Here is a 17,707-nt window from a genome sequence, read left to right as displayed (position 1 = left end):
TCCGGGCTTACGCTGACTCACATGGTGAGTGTTCTTGCTGTCGCCGACGAAGTGGTCGACTCTCTCGTTCTCGGCATCGGCGTTCAGGGTCGTCCCGACCTGATCGTCGCAGCGGGCGACCTCCCGTTCGAGTATGTCGACGGACTCATGGCGACCTATGACGTTCCCGCCGTATATGTGCCGGGAAATCACGACCCGGACCTGCGCGGCTATCGGCAATCGCGCACCGGATGGCTGCGCGCCGGACTGCCCGCAGCAGACCCCGGACCGCTCGGCGCCCTCAACGCCGACGGACGGACCGTCGAGGCTGCCGGGCTGCGCATCAGCGGCCTCGGCGGCTCAATTCGCTACAACGACGGCCCCAACCAGTACACCGAGCCTCAACAGCGGTGGCGCAGCTGGAGAGTTCGCGTCGGTGCACACCTGACGCGGCGTCGGCCCGACATCTTCTTGACGCATAGCCCGGCGCAGGGCGTCGGCGACGGAGACGATCCGGCGCACAGGGGTTTCGCCTGCTTTCACCCGCTCGTCGACGATCTCGAGCCGACGCTACTGGTTCACGGACACGTACATCCCTACGGCGGACACCCGACAGACAAGGCGATCGGCACGCACACCACATCGGTCAACGTCGTCGGATACTGCCAGTTCGACATCGATCCCGGGCACCGCGACTTCACGATCGTGAGGCGACGATATGGCGCGTGACACCGGATTTCCCGACGCCGACGCCGAGAACGACTTCGCGCGCATGCGGCGCCAGGCCGAACTAGCCCGTCTCACGCACTGGTTCACCCGCCAACCCGCCGACGTCAACACGATCCTGCCGTTCGACGAAGTGGTGCGCGCACTGGGCAGAACCGGCGAGACCAACCTGGGCCTGCAGCAGGTCAACGTGCGCGACATCGTCGGAAGTGTCGACCGCACAAAGGATTTCGACAAGTACTTTCGCCCGACGTCATCACGCATCCGGCAACGTTGGCAACGTCTTGCCGCCGCGCAACGTCGGGGCGAGTCGGTGCCACCGGTCTTGCTGTACAAGATCGGATCGATGTACTTCGTGATCGACGGCCATCATCGTGTCTCGATCGCGATCGCCCGCCATCTCGAGACGATCGACGCCTACGTCACCGAGATCCACACGCGCATCACACCAGACGGAATCAACGCGCCGTCCGACCTCGTGCTCAAAGACCACCGTCGACTCTTTCTCGCACGCGTTCCCCTCGCGGGCGCGCAGGCGGATGCCGTGCGCCTGTCCGACCCGTTCTCTTACGCAGAACTGGCAGAAGCCGTCGAGGCGTGGGGTTTTCGGCTCAGCCAGGAAGTCGGAGAGTTCCTGAGCAGGCCCGAGGTCGCGCGCCGGTGGTTCGGCGAAGAGTTTCTACCGGTGGTCCGCATGGCACGCCGCGCCGAGGTTCGGCCCGACATCACCGACGACGCCGAGCTCTACATGTGGGTCGCGGGCGAACGCTATCGCCTTGTGCGCAGGCACATCTGGGACGACGAGATCATCGAGGAGCTCCGCGAGCAGTCGCAGCGCCGCCGGCGGTAGTGGTCTCGACAGGCTCGACCAGCGGGGGCGATCACCTGCGGCGCAGGCTCACTCCCGACTGCTGGTCGAACACGGCGATCTTGTCGGTGTCGAACACCAACTCGGCGCGCGAGTTCTTGGTCACCGCAGACTCCGGCGAGAGCCTGGCGACCATCTCACCGGTGCCGAGGTCTGAGCCCGAATCCGCTGCCAGTTCGGCCAGGGCGTCGTTGGCCGCGCGGCCGGAATCGATGGTGAAGTAGGCGTACTTGTCCGAACCCATCGATTCGAGAACATCGATGTCGGCGGTGAACGTCGTGCCACGCGCCTTCACGGCCGGGTCGATGAGCGAAGCGTCTTCGATCTGCTCGGGCCGGATACCGATCAGCACCTCGCCGTTGCTGCCTTCCTTCTTCGCCTCGGCCGCAATCGCATCGTGGTCGTCGAGAACCAATCGTCCCAGCGGAGTATCGATCGCGTCGGCACTCAGGGTGCCCGGCAAGAAGTTCATCGACGGCGACCCGATGAATCCTGCGACGAACACGTTGACCGGGTTGTTGTAGAGCTCGTTGGGGGCTCCGACCTGCTGGACGTATCCGTTGCGCATCACCACCACGCGATCACCGAGGGTCATCGCCTCGGTCTGATCGTGCGTGACGTAGACGGTCGTCGTACTCAGCCGCGTCTGCAGGCGTGAGATCTCGGTGCGCATCTGAACGCGAAGTTTGGCGTCGAGATTCGACAGCGGCTCGTCCATGAGAAATGCCTTGGGCGACCGCACGATCGCGCGCCCCATGGCGACGCGTTGGCGCTGGCCGCCGGACAGATTCGACGGCTTGCGGTCGAGGTACTGAGTCAGATCGAGGATCTTGGCGGCCTCGTCGACCTTCTTGTTGACCTCGTCCTTGGGCAGCTTCGCCAGGGTGAGCGGGAATGCGATGTTCTGTCGGACCGTCATGTGCGGGTAGAGCGCGTAGCTCTGAAAGACCATGGCGATGTCGCGGTCCTTGGGCGACTTGTCGTTGACCCGCTCTCCACCGATGTACAGGTCGCCGCTGCTGATGTCCTCGAGACCCGCGATCATGTTGAGGGTCGTCGACTTTCCGCAGCCCGACGGCCCCACGAGGATGATGAACTCGCCGTCGGCGATCGTGAGAGTGAAGTCGTGAACGGCGACAGTGCCGTCCGCGTATTTCTTGCTGACGTTGTCGAGCACGATCTCTGCCATGGGGACTATCCCTTCACCGCGCCGGAGGTCAAGCCGGCGACGATTCGACGTTGGAAGAAGAGCACAAAGATGATGATGGGGATGGTGATGACGACCGCCGCAGCTGCGATGGAGCCGGTCGGCTCCTCGAATTGCGAACTGCCCGTGAAGTTCGCGATCGCGACGGGAGCGGTGATCGCCCGCTCGGTCGAGGTCAACGACAGTGCGAGGAGCAGGTCGTTCCAGGCGAAGATGAACACCAGGATCGCCGCGGTCACAACACCGGGCGCAGCGAGCGGCGCGATGACCTTACGGAACGCCTGAAATGGCGTGGCGCCGTCCATCTTTGCCGCTTTCTCCAACTCCCACGGGATCTCCCGGAAGAAGGCCGACAGCGTGTAGATGGCCAGCGGCAGAGCAAACGTGATGTACGGAAGGATCAGGCCGAGCCAGGTGTCGAAGAGTCCGATGCTGCGCTCGATGTTGAACAGCGGTGTGACCAGCGAGATCTGGGGGAACATCGCAATCAACAGCGCAGCGCCGACGAGTAGCTTCTTGCCGGGAAAGTCCAGGCGCGCAACCGCATAGGCGGCCATCGTGCCGATCGCGACGGCGATCAGAGTGGTGATGAGACCGATACCGAGCGAGTTACGCAGCGCAGAGGTGAACGCACTCGTCTGGAAGATCCCCGAGTAGTTCTCCAGGGTCCACTGCGTCGGGATGAATTTGCCGTCGGTCACGCTGCTCGCCGGCTTGAACGACAGGCTGATGATCCACAGCAGCGGAATGATCGCGTAGAGCACGACCAGGATGTCGGCGATCAGCCAGCCGACCCGAGATTTGGCGGTGCGATTCATGGCGTCCTACCTCCCCTCGTTGTCGGAACCGGGCGCGGCTGTGCCGAAACCCTTGATGAAGATGAAGGCGATGATCGCGACACAGATGAAGATGAGTATCGAAATCGCTGATCCCACACCCAGATTGAACGCCTTGAACAGGTTGTCGTAGCCGAGCATCGAGACCGAGTACGTGTTGTTGTTGCCTGCCGTCAACACATAGATGTTGTCGAAGATGCGGAACGCATCGAGCGTACGGAACAGCAGCGCGACCAGGATCGCGGGCTTCATCATCGGAATGATGATGCGCCGCAGGCGGGTCCATGCGCCCGCGCCGTCGACCTCAGCGGCCTTGAGTAGTTCGTCGGGCACCAACGCGAGACCGGCGAGCAGCAGCAGCGCCATGAACGGAGTGGTCTTCCAGACCTCGGCGAGCACGATGATTGCCAGTGACGGCCACTGCTGCGTCAGCGGCGCACTACCGTCTGGCAGGAGGTTGGCGAGGTAACCGGTTCCGGGTGTCCACGCGTAGTACCACGAGAACGCGGCCGCAACCGTCACGATGCCGTACGGGATCAGCACGACGGTTCGGATCACACCGCGCCCGAAGATGGTGCGGTGCATCACGATCGCGATCGCCATGCCGAGCACCAACTCGATGACGACCGAGACCACCGTGATGCCGAGCGTGACGAAGAAGGCCGTCCACCAGTAGTTGGAACTGAGCACCGTGCCGTAGTTGCTGAACCACGTGAACTCGCGCTCGCCCGGCGCAGACAGGCTGGACTTGTTGAGCGACAACCAGAATGCGTAGACGATCGGATACGCCGTGACCACCAGCATGAGGATCACGGCCGGAGCGATCAACCAATACGCCAGCCGACGTTCCTGCTTCTTGCCCTCGCTCACCTCGCCGGATCGCTTCGTGCGCTTCGACGACGTCGCCGGCCGCTCCAGAGTCGCCGTTGACGTCCCGCCTCCCGACCGTGTGGCATCCGAGCGCGCGGCCGCCCCGACCACGGTCGCTTGCGCGGCGGTGGGCGTCAGCGGCGCCGACTTCTCCAAGGACGGGGTCTCGGAAGACGGAGTCTCGGAGGACGGGGTGCTCGACGTCGGCGCGGCGTGCTCGGGTGCGCTTCCGGTGGGTTGACCGAGACGTTCCGGCGGCGTCCACGCGTCCGAATGCACTGTGCGACCGTACGATCCGGGCCCGTGCCCCGATCCGGACCCCTGCGCCGCCGACGATCCCCCGGTGTCGTCGCCGTCGCCGGGCATCGCGTGCCTGCCCCTGCGCTCCTCGGCCGGGTCGTTGCCCGTGCCGTCGTTACCGGATGTCATGGGATGAGTCCCTCCCCGTCGATCGCCTTTTGTACCTGCTCGGCAAGCTGGTCGACCAGAGTCTCGGGGTCCCACGAGCCAACCGGAGAGAGCTTGGCCTGCAGCAGCGTCGAGATCGCTTGGTAGTCAGGTGATTTCGGACGTAGTGCCGCATGCTCGGGTTCGAGCTGGAGTTTGATGTCGTCAGCCATCGGATACGCCGCACGGAAATCGGGATCGCTGTAGAGCGACGAGATGACCGGCGGGGTGCCCGCGTCGATCGAATAGAACTTCTGCGCCCGCGCGTTCGTCAGACACATCGCCGCCTCGAACGCCAGGTCCTTCTGCTGCGAGGTGTTCGCCACCGCGATATTCAACCCGCCGACCGTGCTCTTGGCCGGAATTCCCTCCGTCACACCGGGATAGGGAGCGAAATCGAACTTCTGCCGTACCGCGCGAGTCACCGGCGCCAGTTGTTCGTCTGTCGGGGTGTTGTCCTTGTCGGCGAACAGACCGGCATACTGCTGCATGTCGGTCAGGAACGGCACGCTGCCCGAGGCGGCGTTCTCTCGCATCGAGGAGAGCACGAACGGCCAGTTGACCTGGTAGATCGCCTTTCCCGTCTCCATGCCCAGACGCGAACTGGTCTCGTCGCCGTTGGTCAACGAGGGATCGTGTCCCGGCGCGGTCGCGACGGCCTTGAGCACGCTGAGCGCCTTCACCGTGGCGGCGCGGTGTTCCGGGGTGTCGTTGAGCGTCACCTTGTTCGGATCGTTGGGGTCGACCACCTCGCCGCCTGCGCTCGCGAGGACCGAGTTGAACCACACCATCAGGCCCTCGTACTGCTTGCCCTGCACCATGATGTAGCTCGGCCCGCCCTTGGCGAGGCTGCGGGTCGCGTCGGCCACCATGCCGTCCCACGTCTTGGCAGGCTGCCCCTTGTCGAGGGTGTCGCGCAGAACATCCTTGCGGTACCAGAGCAATTGGGTGTTGGTCCAGATCGGGATCGCGTAAAGCCGTTCCGCGTCATCGCTCTTCGTCTTCCACTTGGCGGTCTCGAGCGGACCACCCAGTGTTCGACCCTCCACCTCACCCGCGATGCTCTCGGGCACCGGTGTGAGCCATCCGGCGTCGGCGAACTCCGCGGTCCACACGACGTCCATACCCATCAGGTCGAGACTCTTGTCGTTGCCCGAAAGTCGTCGCGCCAACTGCAGACGCTGGTCGTCGGCCGCCTTGGGCAAGGCCGTCGTCACGATCCGGTATTTGCCACCGGATTCCTGAGAACACTTGTCGCCCATGGATTTGATCGAACCGGCGCCGTCGGCGGGCGGATACAGATTCAGGACTCCCGGCTCATGCCCGGAACCGCATGCCGACACGATCGGGAGCACCGTGATCAGTGCCGCCGCTGCGACGGCCGCCTTCACCGACATTCGTCGTGATCGACCCCGCCCCGATGCCCTGCCGGCCACGTCTGCGGCCCTGCGACGCCGGACTACAACGCCTGTATCCCTGTTGCTCGAATCCGTAGTGCTCGAATCCGTAGTGCTCGAATCCGTGTTGCCCGAATCGGTGTTGCCCGAATCCCTGTCGCGATCGCCGCTACCGGCTTGGTCACCGTCGCTCCGCACGCAGCCTCCTCGATGTCGCACGCAGCACAACGCGCGTCACCGCGCGCCATGGCGTTGGTGGCTACGCTAGTCCGGCGCGGTAGTGACAAGCAACACATTCGGCGCGACCGTGCCAATGTTCTTCGCGCGCGCCGGTTCTACGCACGCGCCAATGGCATCGGTGTACGGCTCAGGGATTGAGGCGGGCGAGCATGTCGCGGGCCTTCTCGGCGCTCTTGGGGTCGCAGAGCACGTCGTAGCGTCCCGCGACGAGTTGCATCGTCGACGCGAAGTCACGCTGACCGCGAGTGGCCGCGTACGGGATCGTCGTCGAGATGACGCCGAAGACAATGCCGCCGACGAGACCGAACAGAATGGGCACCAATGCGTTGCCGCTGACGACGAGCGAGACCAGCAGTCCGAAGAAGAGTCCGAGCCACGCTCCCGAGACCACACCGCCGCCGATCACCTTGCCCCAGGTGAGTCGGCCGATGACACGCTCGACCTGCATGAGGTCGACGCCGACGATCGTCACGTCCTGAACGGTGAAGTTCTCGTCGGAGAGATAGTCGACAGCACGTTGTGCCTCAGCGTAAGTCGAGTACGAGCCGATCGGCCATCCTTTGGGCGGCGTCGGGAGACCCGGCGTCTGCCGACCGGAACTCATCGGGTTGGTCATGTCATGTCCTCCACTCGGCCACTACCCTTACCCACATGGCGTCGGTGAGCAAGGTCTTCGTGGCCAGATTAGTCGGATTGGCGGTCCTTGGTCCCGACGGTGAATCGATCGGCCGTGTCCGCGACGCCGTGATCGCCGTTCGACTCCCAGGACAGCAGCCTCGCGTGCTCGGCCTCGCCGTCGAATTGGCCACGCGCCGACGGATCTTCGTTCCCATGCTGCGGGTCACGTCCATCGATCCCACCGCGGTGACCCTCAACACCGGAACCGTGAGCCTGCGACGACTGCACCTGCGTCCGGGCGAAGCCCTCGCGATCGGACAGATCCTGGACTCACGGGTGCGGATCGACGATCCCGATCACGAGGACCTCAAGGGCATCGACATGATCGTCGTCGACCTCGGGATCGAGCGGACACGTACTCGCGACTGGGTGGTCTCCCGTGTCGCGGCACGTCCGGCACGGCGCGGACTTCGGCGCGGCGAAACCATTGTCGTGGAGTGGAATCGGGTCCAGGGGCTCACCGCAAGCGCACTAGAACTACCCGGACAGGGTGTGGCACAGGCACTTTCCCAGTTCGAGGGGATGCGAGCCGCCGACGTCGCGAATGCTCTGCGCGAGCTGCCGCCGAAACGTCGAGACGAGATCGCCGAGGCCCTCGACGACGAGCGGCTCGCCGACGTGCTGCAGGAACTACCGCCGGACGATCAAACCGAAGTGCTCACACACCTCGGCGTCGAACGTGCCGCCGATGTGCTCGAGGCCATGGACCCCGACGACGCGGCCGACCTCCTCGGCGAACTGTCGGACACCGAGGCGGAGTCACTGCTCGAACGAATGGACCCCGAGGAATCGGCGCCTGTGCGACGACTGCTGACCCACTCCCCGGACACCGCGGGCGGTCTCATGACCTCGGAGCCGCTGATCGTCACCGCCTCGACGACTATCGCCGAGGCGCTCGCACGCGTGCGCGACCCCGATGTCACCCCAGCAGCCGCCAGCATGATCTTCGTCGTGCGTCCGCCGACTGCGACGCCAACCGGACGCTATCTCGGATGTGTCCACCTGCAGGCGCTGCTGCGCGAGCCACCTGCGAACATCGTCGGTGGCATCCTCGACACGGATCTGCAATCGTTGCATCCCGACGATTCACTCGAGACGGTCACGCGCTACTTCGCGACCTACAACCTCGTGTGTGGCCCGGTGGTCGACGACGAGAACCACCTCCTCGGTGCGGTCAGCGTCGACGACCTCCTCGACGAGATGCTCCCGCGTGACTGGCGTGAGAATGAACCCGAGGACAACGAACCAGAGTCGGAGACGGCAGGTGCCGCAAGCGGCAACGGCACAGCAGGAGCGAGTGAATGACGAGCGAGCAGAGCACGCGCCGCCTCGACACCCCGCGCGTGAACCGACGGCCGTCGTTCCACGTCGACAGCGACCTGATCGGCATATACGCCGAGCGGATCGCGCGGTTCCTCGGTACCGGCCGCTACCTGGCGATTCAGACGGTGATCGTCATCGTGTGGATCATCATCAATCTGAGCTGGGTCGCGCTGCGCTTCGACCCGTACCCGTTCATCCTGCTCAACCTGGCGTTCTCGACGCAGGCCGCCTACGCCGCTCCCCTGATCCTCCTGGCCCAGAACCGGCAGGAGAACCGCGACCGCGTCGCGCTCGATGAGGATCGTGCCCGTGCCGCGCAGACCAAGGCCGACACGGAGTTCCTCGCGCGAGAGCTCGCCGCGGTCCGCCTCGCCGTCGGCGATACCGTCACCCGCGACTACCTGCGAAAAGAACTCGACGACATGCTCGACGACCTCACCGACCGACTCGTCGCCCGGCTCGAGGGACTCGACGGTTCGGCAGACACCGAGAAGTCGCGGCGCCACCACCCCGAGCGTTAGCACCGCGACGCACGTGACTTCGGCGCACACAACTTCGGCGCACATAACGTCAACGCACGTAACTTCACGGACAGATCACGCGATGACTTTCACATGGTGAACTTTTGTGAAGGTTCCGCACTCGGACACTCGACCCATATGTATGGTGGGTCACAGCCGGAGTGCCGTCGGACATCAACCGATGGTGACGCCCGGCGTTTGTTTCCGGGGTGGACCCTCCTGCATGTGCACCGGCACGGTGAGACGGGCGCCAACGGACTGTGTGGAGGCAATGGAGTGTCGATGACGGGTCAGACTCGACTGTTGGGTGTGAGCGATCTCGGGAAGGTCCGAGATTGAGAGCGCCACACCCTTTTCGACGTCGTCGCGGGCCCAAGCGCACCCGACTCCCGGGGAGAGCTCTCGCCGTCGGCGCGGGCGGTGTCCTCGTCGGTGTGATGGTGCTCGGAGCCGCCACGTCGAGTGCCCAGGGCGGGGTTCGGGTCGCGGTGCGCGCCGAGCCCGCGAAGCCGACGGTCCTCGCGGCGGTCGCACCCGCCGAACCGGTTGCGCTGCTGGGATTCGCACCCCCGCCGACCGTCTCGGCCAGCGCAGCAGCCGCTGCGGCGACCGCAACCGCCCCGCAGTATCGTCTCGCCGCTGATCTGCCATCGGGCCCGCTGGGAATTCCCGGCGTCGTCCTGCAGGCGTACAAACTGGCCGCGAACCGCATCGGTACCGAGGAACCACAGTGCAAGCTCCCGTGGTTCCTGCTTGCCGGCATCGGCAGGATCGAGTCGAATCACGCGAGCAACGGGTCCGTCGACCAGTACGGAAACACCATCAATCCCATCGAGGGGCCTGTGCTCGACGGCTCCCTCGCCGGTAACGAGGTGATTCGCCACCAGGGCGGTTATGCACGCGCGATGGGACCAATGCAGTTCATTCCCGGCACGTGGGCCGCGTGGGGAGCCGACGGTAACGGCGACGGCAAGGCCGACCCGAACAACATCTTCGACTCCACCTACTCTGCCGGCCGCTACCTGTGCTCGGGATTCACCGACATCATGACCGACAAGAACAAGGTCGCAGCGGTGTACCGGTACAACCACTCGATGGATTACGTGACCAACGTCCTCGCCTGGGCCGGGGCGTATGCGACCGGCGTGATGCCGACCAACCCCATTCCCGAACCGAAGCGGCCGTCTTCGTCGTCTTCGTCGTCGAGTTCCAAGCCGTCGAAGCCACCCAAGCCCGGCGCGCCGAGTGCGCCCGGCTCATCGTCGGATTCGTCGACGCCATCGACACCGACGACCCCCACGCAGCAGTGCCTGGGTGCGATCTGCCTGCCCCCGGGCATCACGATCCCCGGCCAGCCCGCACCCAAGCCCGCACCGAAGCAGAACGCGCCGCGCAATCCCGGACCAGCGACGACGAGCACGCCGGCGCTCAAGGTCGTGCCGCAATAGGCTCGCGGTCGCAGTCGCGTCGTCGGAGAGACCGTGTGATCGTCATGCCGTGGGGCACCCCACCCGTTCTCTACCTGCGCTGATCGCGGCGCTAAGCTAGCGGAGATGACTACCGGAGTCCAGCCAACCGAATCCGCGATCCGCTCCGCGCTGAGCAAGGTCAACGATCCCGAGATCGGCAAGCCGATCACCGACCTGGGAATGCTCAAGTCGGTGCAGATCAACGACGACTCGAGCGTCGATGTCACCATCTACCTCACGACGTCGGGTTGTCCGATGCGCACCGAGATCTCGGGCCGGGTGGAGAAGGCCGTAGCCGACGTCCCCGGCGTCGGCACGATCCGCGTCGATCTCGACGTGATGGACGACGAACAGCGCACCGAGCTACGCAAGAAGCTCCGCGGCGACAAGGCAGAGCCGGTCATTCCGTTCGCGCAACCCGGTTCGCTGACCAGGGTGTATGCCGTCGCGTCCGGCAAGGGCGGCGTCGGAAAGTCGTCGGTGACGGTGAATCTGGCGACGGCCCTCGCGCAACGCGGACTGTCCGTTGGCGTACTCGACGCAGACATCTACGGCCATTCTGTGCCGCGCATGCTCGGCAGCGACGCCAAGCCGACGCAGGTCGAGAAGATGATCATGCCGCCGATCAGCCACGACGTGAGGTTCATCTCGATCGGGCAATTCACCGACGGCAATACCCCGGTCACCTGGCGCGGACCGATGCTGCACCGCGCGCTTCAGCAGTTCCTCGCCGACGTCTACTGGGGAGATCTCGACGTGCTCCTCCTCGACCTGCCACCGGGGACCGGCGACGTCGCCATCTCGATCGCACAGCTCATCCCGGGCGCGGAGATCCTCGTGGTGACCACCCCGCAGCAGGCCGCTGCCGAGGTCGCCGAACGCGCGGGTGCGATCGCGCTGCAGACAAGGCAGAAGATCCTCGGCGTCGTCGAGAACATGTCGTGGCTCGAACTGCCCGACGGTACGCGCATGGAGCCGTTCGGCTCCGGAGGCGGCGAGAAGGTCGCCGAGCGGTTGACCCGGGCCGTCGGGTCGAGCGTCGACTTGCTCGGCCAGGTGCCGCTGGAGACCGCGCTGCGCGAGGGCGGCGATTCCGGTGAGCCCGTTGTGCTCTCGGCTCCCGACTCAGCATCTGGGCGTGCGCTACGCGCGATCGCCGACAAGCTCGCGGTTCGTCGACGTGGCCTCGCGGGCATGAGCCTCGGCATCGACACAACGCGTCACGGCTGACACGTCTGTCCTCCAGGCCCGACGGTCAGCCGGGGTGGACAGTCAGGTGGCGTCCCAGTCGGCCACATCGTGCCGACGCGAACTCTGCTCTGATGTCCTCTGCTCTGATGTCCTCTGCTCTGATGTCGACGCACTCGTATTCGAACTCGCGCGCTGACCCTCCTTGGTCATCGGCACGGGCGCGGAGACCGGCTTGATCGGCGGGGTCTGTGAGTCACGCTCGACGGTGTTCGACGACGGTCCGCTGGTGAAGATCGACGAGTCGCCGTCGAAGAGATGCTTGGTGATCATCGACTGTGGGGTGAGTCCGCGTAGCTCGTTCAGTTGCGAGAGCGGCTTACGCAGCTCGTCGAATTCGGGGCCGAAGTCGTTTTTCAACTGATCGGTGGCACCCGTCGCGTACTCGCGCGCCTTGCGCAGCGACTGCATGCTCCACGACACGGCCCCGGGGAGCCGCTCCGGGCCGAGAATGACCAGCGCAGCGACGAGCAGCACGAGGATCTCACCCCAACCGATGCTGCTGAACATGACACTTCCCTACTCTGAAACCGATCTACGACGCTAATCGCTGGCCAACCGATCTACGCCAGTCGCTGGGTGGCCGAACCCGCGCTAGTCGCTGGCTGTGGTGATCGAACCGTTGAATGTTCGACCGTCCCGCCAGTAGGTGAACGGCACCCGCTCACCGATCTTCGTCGTGCGCACCGCAACCGTCAATTCGTCGGCGCTTTCGATGCTGCGGCCGTTGAAGGAGGTGATGACGTCGTTCTCCCTGACGCCCGCCTGTGCCGCCGGCCCGTCGGCGACGACGTTGCGCACGCCCGCGCCGAGTACTCGGTCATTGCGGACAGAGCTTGCGCTCACGCCGATCTGCGGATGGTTGACTTTGCCGTCGCGGATCAGTGACTGGGCGATGGGGATGGCCTGGCTGATGGGAATGGCGAAGCCGAGACCTATCGAGCCGCCGGCACCGGAGGCGATTGCCGTGTTGATCCCGACCACCGCCGCCGACTCGTCGACGAGCGGACCACCCGAGTTGCCGGGGTTGATCGCCGCATCGGTCTGGATCGCGTCGATCACGGCATCGGTGTCCGACTCGGCGTCGGGTGGCAGCGGGACCGCGCGGTGCGTCGCGCTGACGATCCCGCTGGTGACAGTGCGGTCGAGGCCCAGCGGCGAACCGAATGCGATGACCTCTTCACCGATCTGCAGATCGTCGGAGTTGCCGATCTTCGCAACCGTCAGGTTCGCCACGTTGTCGACCTTGAGCACAGCGAGGTCGGTGTGGATGTCGCGGCCGACGATGCGGGCGGGCACTCGGTTGCGATCGGAGAAGACGACCTCGAGCTTGGCGCTGCGGTCGTTCGCCGCCATCGAGATCACGTGGTTGTTGGTGAGGATGTAACCGTCTGCGTCGATCACGAAACCCGAACCGGTGCCGTAGGCGCTCGCTGTCCGCACATCGACCGACACCACCGATTTCTCGACGGCCTTGGCGACGCGCGCGACGGCCGATTTCGGTTCTCCCCCGCCATCTCCGCCGTCGCCCGTCGAGAGTTTCACCGTGTTGCTGTTCAGCGGTGACGCGACCTCTGCGGTGTAGCGGCCGATCAATCCGCCGACCAACCCGATCAGCAATGCCAGGACGGCGAGGGTGGCCAGGGCATACCACGTCACCCTCTTACCGAAGAGCAGATCCTTGACGCCCAGCTTCGGACCGGCGACCGTCGGGTCTATCGCAGACTCGTCGACGAGCGCAGGCGCGTCGAGGGAGGCGATGCTCTCCGGGTCGCGCCACGGGTCCGGGGGCGCGGGCTCGTCGGTCGGGACGCCGTACGCGGCGAGTGGATCGCGCTGGAGTGTCTCGTCGGAACCCTCCGGCCTGCCGAATGCCTCGGCGAGCACCGCGTCGGGTGGCGCGATCTGCGGAGCGGGCCTCGACGACGACGGAGTGCTCGCGAACGAACCACGCACGCCTGCGGGGCGGCCGAACACCTGAGCGGTAGCCGGCGACACCGGGACGTGTCGCTGCTGGCCGCGGGAAGCGCCGTCGCCGGGTGGCGTCTCGGCAGGAGGTGTCGCACCTCCCGTTGCAGCGGCGTTCTCACGGCTGAAGGGTGAATCGTCCGGCTGCGAACGGCACTGACCGCCGTCAGATCCGCCGGCGTCGGTCTCGTCGATGTCGTCTGCTCCCACGCGTTCGTTTCCGGTGCTCAGCGTCCGCGCCAGCGGTTGCGGCGCCCACGGTCGGGCTCACCGCGGACCGCGTCGGTTGGCGCAGTGGCGGGACGCGATGCCTCGTGCCCGAAGTCGGTGTGCCCGTAGTCGGTCTGTGTGTTCACCGGCGGCAAGCCCGACGCAGCGAGCGGTCCGGGCGTGGCAAAAGGTCCGTGGAACCGTCCGTCCGGAAACGGACTGGAGTGAAAGGCGTCGCGACGAGAGGGATTCGGACCAACCGGGCCGTCAGAACGACCCTGTTCGCGACGGTCGCGCACACCGGTCATGTCGATCTCGCGCGTGGGAATCTGGCTCAACTGACCGAGCAGGTCAGCGGGCATCGCCACCGTCCCGGAGTCGCGCAGCCGCGTGCGGGCGTCGAGTTGAGCGTCGACGGCATCCATACATTCACGGCACAGCGCGAGGTGGTGCGTGGCCCGCACATGTGCGGTCATGCCGAGCTCACCGTCGACGAATGCTGCGACGGCCTCGGACGCGAGATGCTCGGTCGAAGCGAATCGACGCGGGCGGGGACGTCGGAAAGCGGGGTTGGGCGCGAACGAGGACGTCGCGGGTGACCACGTGGCGGGGTTCCACGGAGAACGCCTACGGCCCCGTAGATCGGGCGATGCAGCCACACCATCGGCGTGCCCTGCGGTGTCGACATGCGATGCTCCCTCAGCGGGCGGACCGTCGGCGAGCGCGCCACTACCGGGCGGGCTGTTGTCGACGTGAGCTCGTTTGTCGGCGTCCGCTGCGGAATCTCGTCGATCCCGTCGGCCGTCCATCATGTGTGGTTCACCCCTCTTCACAGGTCGGTCTCCGCGAGCGAACCGGTCGGGTCCGTGACGCGGAGGGCGCTGCGTGCCCGTGCCGGCAACACAGCCTATCCGAATCCCAAACGGCACGACGGTGCCCGGGGTTCCCGAATCGGGTGAAAACGTCAGTTTCCGACGGCTACCGAACGCCGATTGTCGTGGCCGCGAGCTGCGAGGTAATCCCGGATCGTCTGCCGTCCGCGGTGGATACGACTACGCACCGTGCCGAGCTTGACGCCCAGCGTCGCGGCGATCTCCTCGTAGGAAAGTCCCTCGATGTCGCAGAGGACGACTGCGGCGCGGAAATCGGGGGTCAGCGAGTCGAGCGCAGCCTGGAGGTCGGGGTCGAGATTGGCGTCGGCGTAGATCTGCTGAGGATCGGGAGTGTCGCCGGGAACACGGTCGTACTCCTCTGGCAGGGCCTCCATGCGGATCTTGTTGCGACGACGGACCATGTCGAGGAACAGATTGGTGGTGATGCGGTGCAGCCACCCCTCGAACGTTCCCGGCCGATAATTCGACAGCGAGCGGAACACCCTGATGAAGGTCTCCTGCGTCAGATCCTCGGCGTCGTGCTGATTGCCGGAGAGACGGTAGGCGAGCCGGTAGACGCGGTCAGCGTGCTCACGGACCAGCTCGTCCCACGTCGGCATCAAGAACTCATCGCCGGTTGCGTCGAAGCCCGCCGTCCCCGAGGGGATGACGTCGATCGTCTCGACCGCCGTGTTCAACTCTGCGGTGGTGGATGCCTGGGGATCAGTCATCGCGGGTGGCCGGTTCCCTTCTTTTGCTGTCGAGCGGCTCGAGTCCGATTCGACACGAATTCGCTATCTTGAACACCTGCGCATCGACGGCTATTCCGACCACCGCGCCCGTGCTGTTGTCTCACCCTCTCCCATCGCGGTGTGGTCGCAGTGTGAGGCGGCTGAGGTTTCACTGAGTAAGTCTTCGCTGAGGACGCTTTGCCGAGCATGTCTGCACTGCAGAGCACGTCTTCACTGAAGTACGTCGGAGCCCGCGACGATTCGGATGGGTCGGGTTTACGACTCGTCGACCTCCGTCAACACCCGAATCGGGCGTGCCACTGACATGGCGGGCCGTGTCCGGCCTAATCTCATGGAATGACCGATGCACCCACCGGTACCGATGCCGCGGCCGCGGCCCTGATCGACTACGCCGAATCGGCGATCGTCGAAGACGATGCGCTGGCCGCCGCGAGGGCACGCGCAGACGAATTGGGGACCGAACCAGTCAGCCCGGCAGTGGGTGCACTGCTGGCGTTGCTCGCCCGCTCGTGCGACGCACACGCCATTGCCGAGATCGGCACCGGCACCGGGGTGAGTGGCCTCTGGCTTCTCAACGGAATGTCGGGCGACGGGGTCCTCACCACCATCGACCCCGAACCCGAACACCACCGCGCCGCACGCGCGTCGTTCGCAGGCGCCGACATCCCGCCCGGCAGGACCCGGCTGATCAACGGCACGCCGCGAGAGGTATTGCCGCGACTGTCCGACGGCTCCTACGACCTCGTGTTCATCGACGGTCCGCTGATAGACCTCCCGACGTTCGTCGACGAGGCCGTCCGGATGCTGCGCCCGGGCGGCGTGGTCGTGGTGCACAACGCCACAGCGTCGGGGGCGGTCGGCGACCCGACACGCACGGACCCGGTGACGAGCGCGGCACGGTCCGCCGCGCTGCGCATCGCCGACGACGATCAGTTGCTGCCCGTGGTGGTTCCCCTCGGGGGTGGAGTACTCGCAGCGGCGAAAGCCCGCTGAGCGCGCTCAGACGTCGGTGGAGAAGCGCACGCCGCCGTCGGGTAGTTGAACACCCGGCCATACGCGCGCGCCGCGCAGCAGTTCACACCGTGCGCCGACCTCTGCGCCGTCGCCGATGACGGTGTCGCGGATGAGCGCACGCGGGCCGATACGCGCACCCTTTCCGACGATGCTGCGCTCCACGACGGCACCCGCTTCGACGACCGAGCCGTCGAACAACACCGCGCCGTCGAGTCGAGCACGTGGGCCGACCTCACAGCCGCGACCCACGACGGTTCCGCCGACGAGGACGGCACCGGGAGCAACGCCCGCACCCTCGTGGACCAGCGATTCGCCGTGACGGTCACCGAGGGCAGGCGAGGGCGCGATACCGCGCACGAGGTCGGCCGAGCCACGCACGAAATCCTCCGGCGTGCCCATGTCACGCCAGTAGGTGTTGTCGACGTAGGCCTGGACGCGCTTGCCGTCGGCGAGCAGGCTCGGGAACACCTCGCGCTCCACCGACACCTCACGGCCCGCCGGGATCTGCTCGATGACCCCGCGACGGAACACGTAGGTGCCCGCGTTGATCTGATCGGTTGGCGGGTCCTGGGTCTTCTCCAGGAACGCCGTGACCCTGCCGTTGTCATCGGTGGGCACGGAGCCGTACGCACGCGGATCACCGACGCGCACGAGATGCAGCGTGACGTCGGCCTCGGTGCGCTGATGTGTCGCGACGACCTGGCTGATGTCGGTTCCGCTGAGCACATCGCCGTTGAACACCACGATGTCCTCGGCGGTGAGCAGATCGAGCACGTTGCGGATACCGCCGCCGGTGCCCAGCGGCTCGTCCTCGGTCACGTAGCGAAGGTTCAGATCGAGCTTCGAGCCATCGCCGTAGTACTCCGAGAACACACTCGCCTTGAAGGACGTGCTGAGCACGACGTCGGTGATCCCTGCTGCGCGGATTCGCGACAACATATGTGTGAGGAAGGGCAACCCGGCAACGGGCAGCATCGGCTTGGGCGCCGACAACGTCAGCGGGCGCAACCGTGTGCCCTTACCACCGACGAGGATCACCGCCTGGGTCTTCGACATGTCGACGTCAGCGCTGGGCGCCGACG

General features: G+C 65.7%; 17 protein-coding genes. 7 read left to right on the top strand and 10 right to left on the bottom strand.

What is annotated here, in order from left to right:
* The first annotated feature begins 21 nt into the window (after positions 1-21).
* The gene (locus tag RND64_RS08000; protein ID WP_049699503.1) at positions 22-708 is read left to right on the top strand and encodes a metallophosphoesterase family protein; all 687 of its coding nucleotides are present in this window, start codon (positions 22-24) and stop codon (positions 706-708) included.
* The gene (locus RND64_RS07995) at positions 698-1,555 is read left to right on the top strand and encodes a ParB N-terminal domain-containing protein (protein WP_049699504.1); all 858 of its coding nucleotides are present in this window, start codon (positions 698-700) and stop codon (positions 1,553-1,555) included. Before RND64_RS08000 ends, RND64_RS07995 begins: the two co-directional genes overlap by 11 nt.
* Positions 1,556-1,586: 31 nt before the next feature.
* On the opposite strand, the gene RND64_RS07990 is transcribed toward RND64_RS07995, so the two are convergent.
* The 5 genes from RND64_RS07990 to RND64_RS07970 form a co-directional block, all read right to left on the bottom strand.
* Entirely contained in the window at positions 1,587-2,762 is a 1,176-nt protein-coding gene (locus tag RND64_RS07990) for an ABC transporter ATP-binding protein (protein WP_049699505.1), read from the bottom strand.
* Between the two features lie 5 nt (positions 2,763-2,767).
* A complete protein-coding gene (locus RND64_RS07985; protein ID WP_049699506.1) occupies positions 2,768-3,598 on the bottom strand; it encodes a carbohydrate ABC transporter permease in 831 nt (276 codons plus the stop codon).
* A gap of 6 nt (positions 3,599-3,604) precedes the next feature.
* Positions 3,605-4,915, bottom strand: a complete 1,311-nt coding sequence (locus RND64_RS07980) for a carbohydrate ABC transporter permease (RefSeq protein WP_083444402.1) — start codon at positions 4,913-4,915, stop codon at positions 3,605-3,607.
* The gene (locus RND64_RS07975) at positions 4,912-6,330 is read right to left on the bottom strand and encodes an extracellular solute-binding protein (protein ID WP_049699507.1); all 1,419 of its coding nucleotides are present in this window, start codon (positions 6,328-6,330) and stop codon (positions 4,912-4,914) included. Before RND64_RS07975 ends, RND64_RS07980 begins: the two co-directional genes overlap by 4 nt.
* A gap of 367 nt (positions 6,331-6,697) precedes the next feature.
* A complete protein-coding gene (locus RND64_RS07970) occupies positions 6,698-7,186 on the bottom strand; it encodes a general stress protein (RefSeq protein ID WP_049699508.1) in 489 nt (162 codons plus the stop codon).
* Between the two features lie 35 nt (positions 7,187-7,221).
* Here RND64_RS07970 and RND64_RS07965 point away from each other — a divergent pair, with 35 nt between their 5' ends.
* The 4 genes from RND64_RS07965 (at position 7,222) to RND64_RS07950 (ending at position 11,791) form a co-directional block, all read left to right on the top strand.
* The gene (locus RND64_RS07965; RefSeq protein WP_049699509.1) at positions 7,222-8,553 is read left to right on the top strand and encodes a magnesium transporter MgtE N-terminal domain-containing protein; all 1,332 of its coding nucleotides are present in this window, start codon (positions 7,222-7,224) and stop codon (positions 8,551-8,553) included.
* Positions 8,550-9,092 carry a DUF1003 domain-containing protein gene (locus RND64_RS07960; RefSeq protein ID WP_049699510.1) on the top strand — a complete coding sequence of 181 codons (543 nt, stop codon included), beginning with the start codon at positions 8,550-8,552 and terminating at the stop codon, positions 9,090-9,092. The genes RND64_RS07965 and RND64_RS07960 overlap by 4 nt, the downstream gene beginning before the upstream one ends.
* Positions 9,093-9,427: 335 nt before the next feature.
* Complete coding sequence (locus RND64_RS07955) at positions 9,428-10,540, top strand: lytic transglycosylase domain-containing protein (RefSeq protein WP_200903265.1); 1,113 nt, start codon at positions 9,428-9,430, stop codon at positions 10,538-10,540.
* A gap of 105 nt (positions 10,541-10,645) precedes the next feature.
* Positions 10,646-11,791: an Mrp/NBP35 family ATP-binding protein gene (locus tag RND64_RS07950; RefSeq protein WP_049699512.1), complete on the top strand. Its 1,146-nt coding sequence runs from the start codon at positions 10,646-10,648 to the stop codon at positions 11,789-11,791.
* A gap of 42 nt (positions 11,792-11,833) precedes the next feature.
* Here the strand turns inward: RND64_RS07950 and tatB are convergent, their stop codons facing one another.
* The 4 genes from tatB to sigE form a co-directional block, all read right to left on the bottom strand.
* Positions 11,834-12,319, bottom strand: a complete 486-nt coding sequence (gene tatB / locus RND64_RS07945; RefSeq protein ID WP_049699513.1) for a Sec-independent protein translocase protein TatB — start codon at positions 12,317-12,319, stop codon at positions 11,834-11,836.
* 84 nt (positions 12,320-12,403) lie between these two features.
* Positions 12,404-13,987 carry a trypsin-like peptidase domain-containing protein gene (locus RND64_RS07940; RefSeq protein WP_049699514.1) on the bottom strand — a complete coding sequence of 528 codons (1,584 nt, stop codon included), beginning with the start codon at positions 13,985-13,987 and terminating at the stop codon, positions 12,404-12,406.
* A gap of 17 nt (positions 13,988-14,004) precedes the next feature.
* Positions 14,005-14,799 (bottom strand): hypothetical protein, encoded by a 795-nt coding sequence (locus RND64_RS23120; RefSeq protein WP_414652022.1) that lies wholly within the window; start codon positions 14,797-14,799, stop codon positions 14,005-14,007.
* Positions 14,800-14,951: 152 nt separating this feature from the next.
* Positions 14,952-15,590, bottom strand: a complete 639-nt coding sequence (gene sigE / locus RND64_RS07930) for an RNA polymerase sigma factor SigE (RefSeq protein WP_049699515.1) — start codon at positions 15,588-15,590, stop codon at positions 14,952-14,954.
* A 357-nt stretch (positions 15,591-15,947) separates the two neighbouring features.
* On the opposite strand from sigE, the gene RND64_RS07925 reads away from it, so the two are divergent.
* Positions 15,948-16,604: an O-methyltransferase gene (locus tag RND64_RS07925; protein WP_049699516.1), complete on the top strand. Its 657-nt coding sequence runs from the start codon at positions 15,948-15,950 to the stop codon at positions 16,602-16,604.
* 6 nt (positions 16,605-16,610) lie between these two features.
* Here the strand turns inward: RND64_RS07925 and RND64_RS07920 are convergent, their stop codons facing one another.
* The gene (locus RND64_RS07920; protein WP_231894289.1) at positions 16,611-17,681 is read right to left on the bottom strand and encodes a sugar phosphate nucleotidyltransferase; all 1,071 of its coding nucleotides are present in this window, start codon (positions 17,679-17,681) and stop codon (positions 16,611-16,613) included.
* Positions 17,682-17,707 lie beyond the last annotated feature (26 nt).

The sequence above is a fragment of the Gordonia sp. w5E2 genome, assembly GCF_036540975.1.
In the GTDB taxonomy this organism is placed as follows: Bacteria; Actinomycetota; Actinomycetes; order Mycobacteriales; family Mycobacteriaceae; genus Gordonia; species Gordonia jacobaea.
This window is presented reverse-complemented; position numbering and strand designations above follow the sequence as displayed.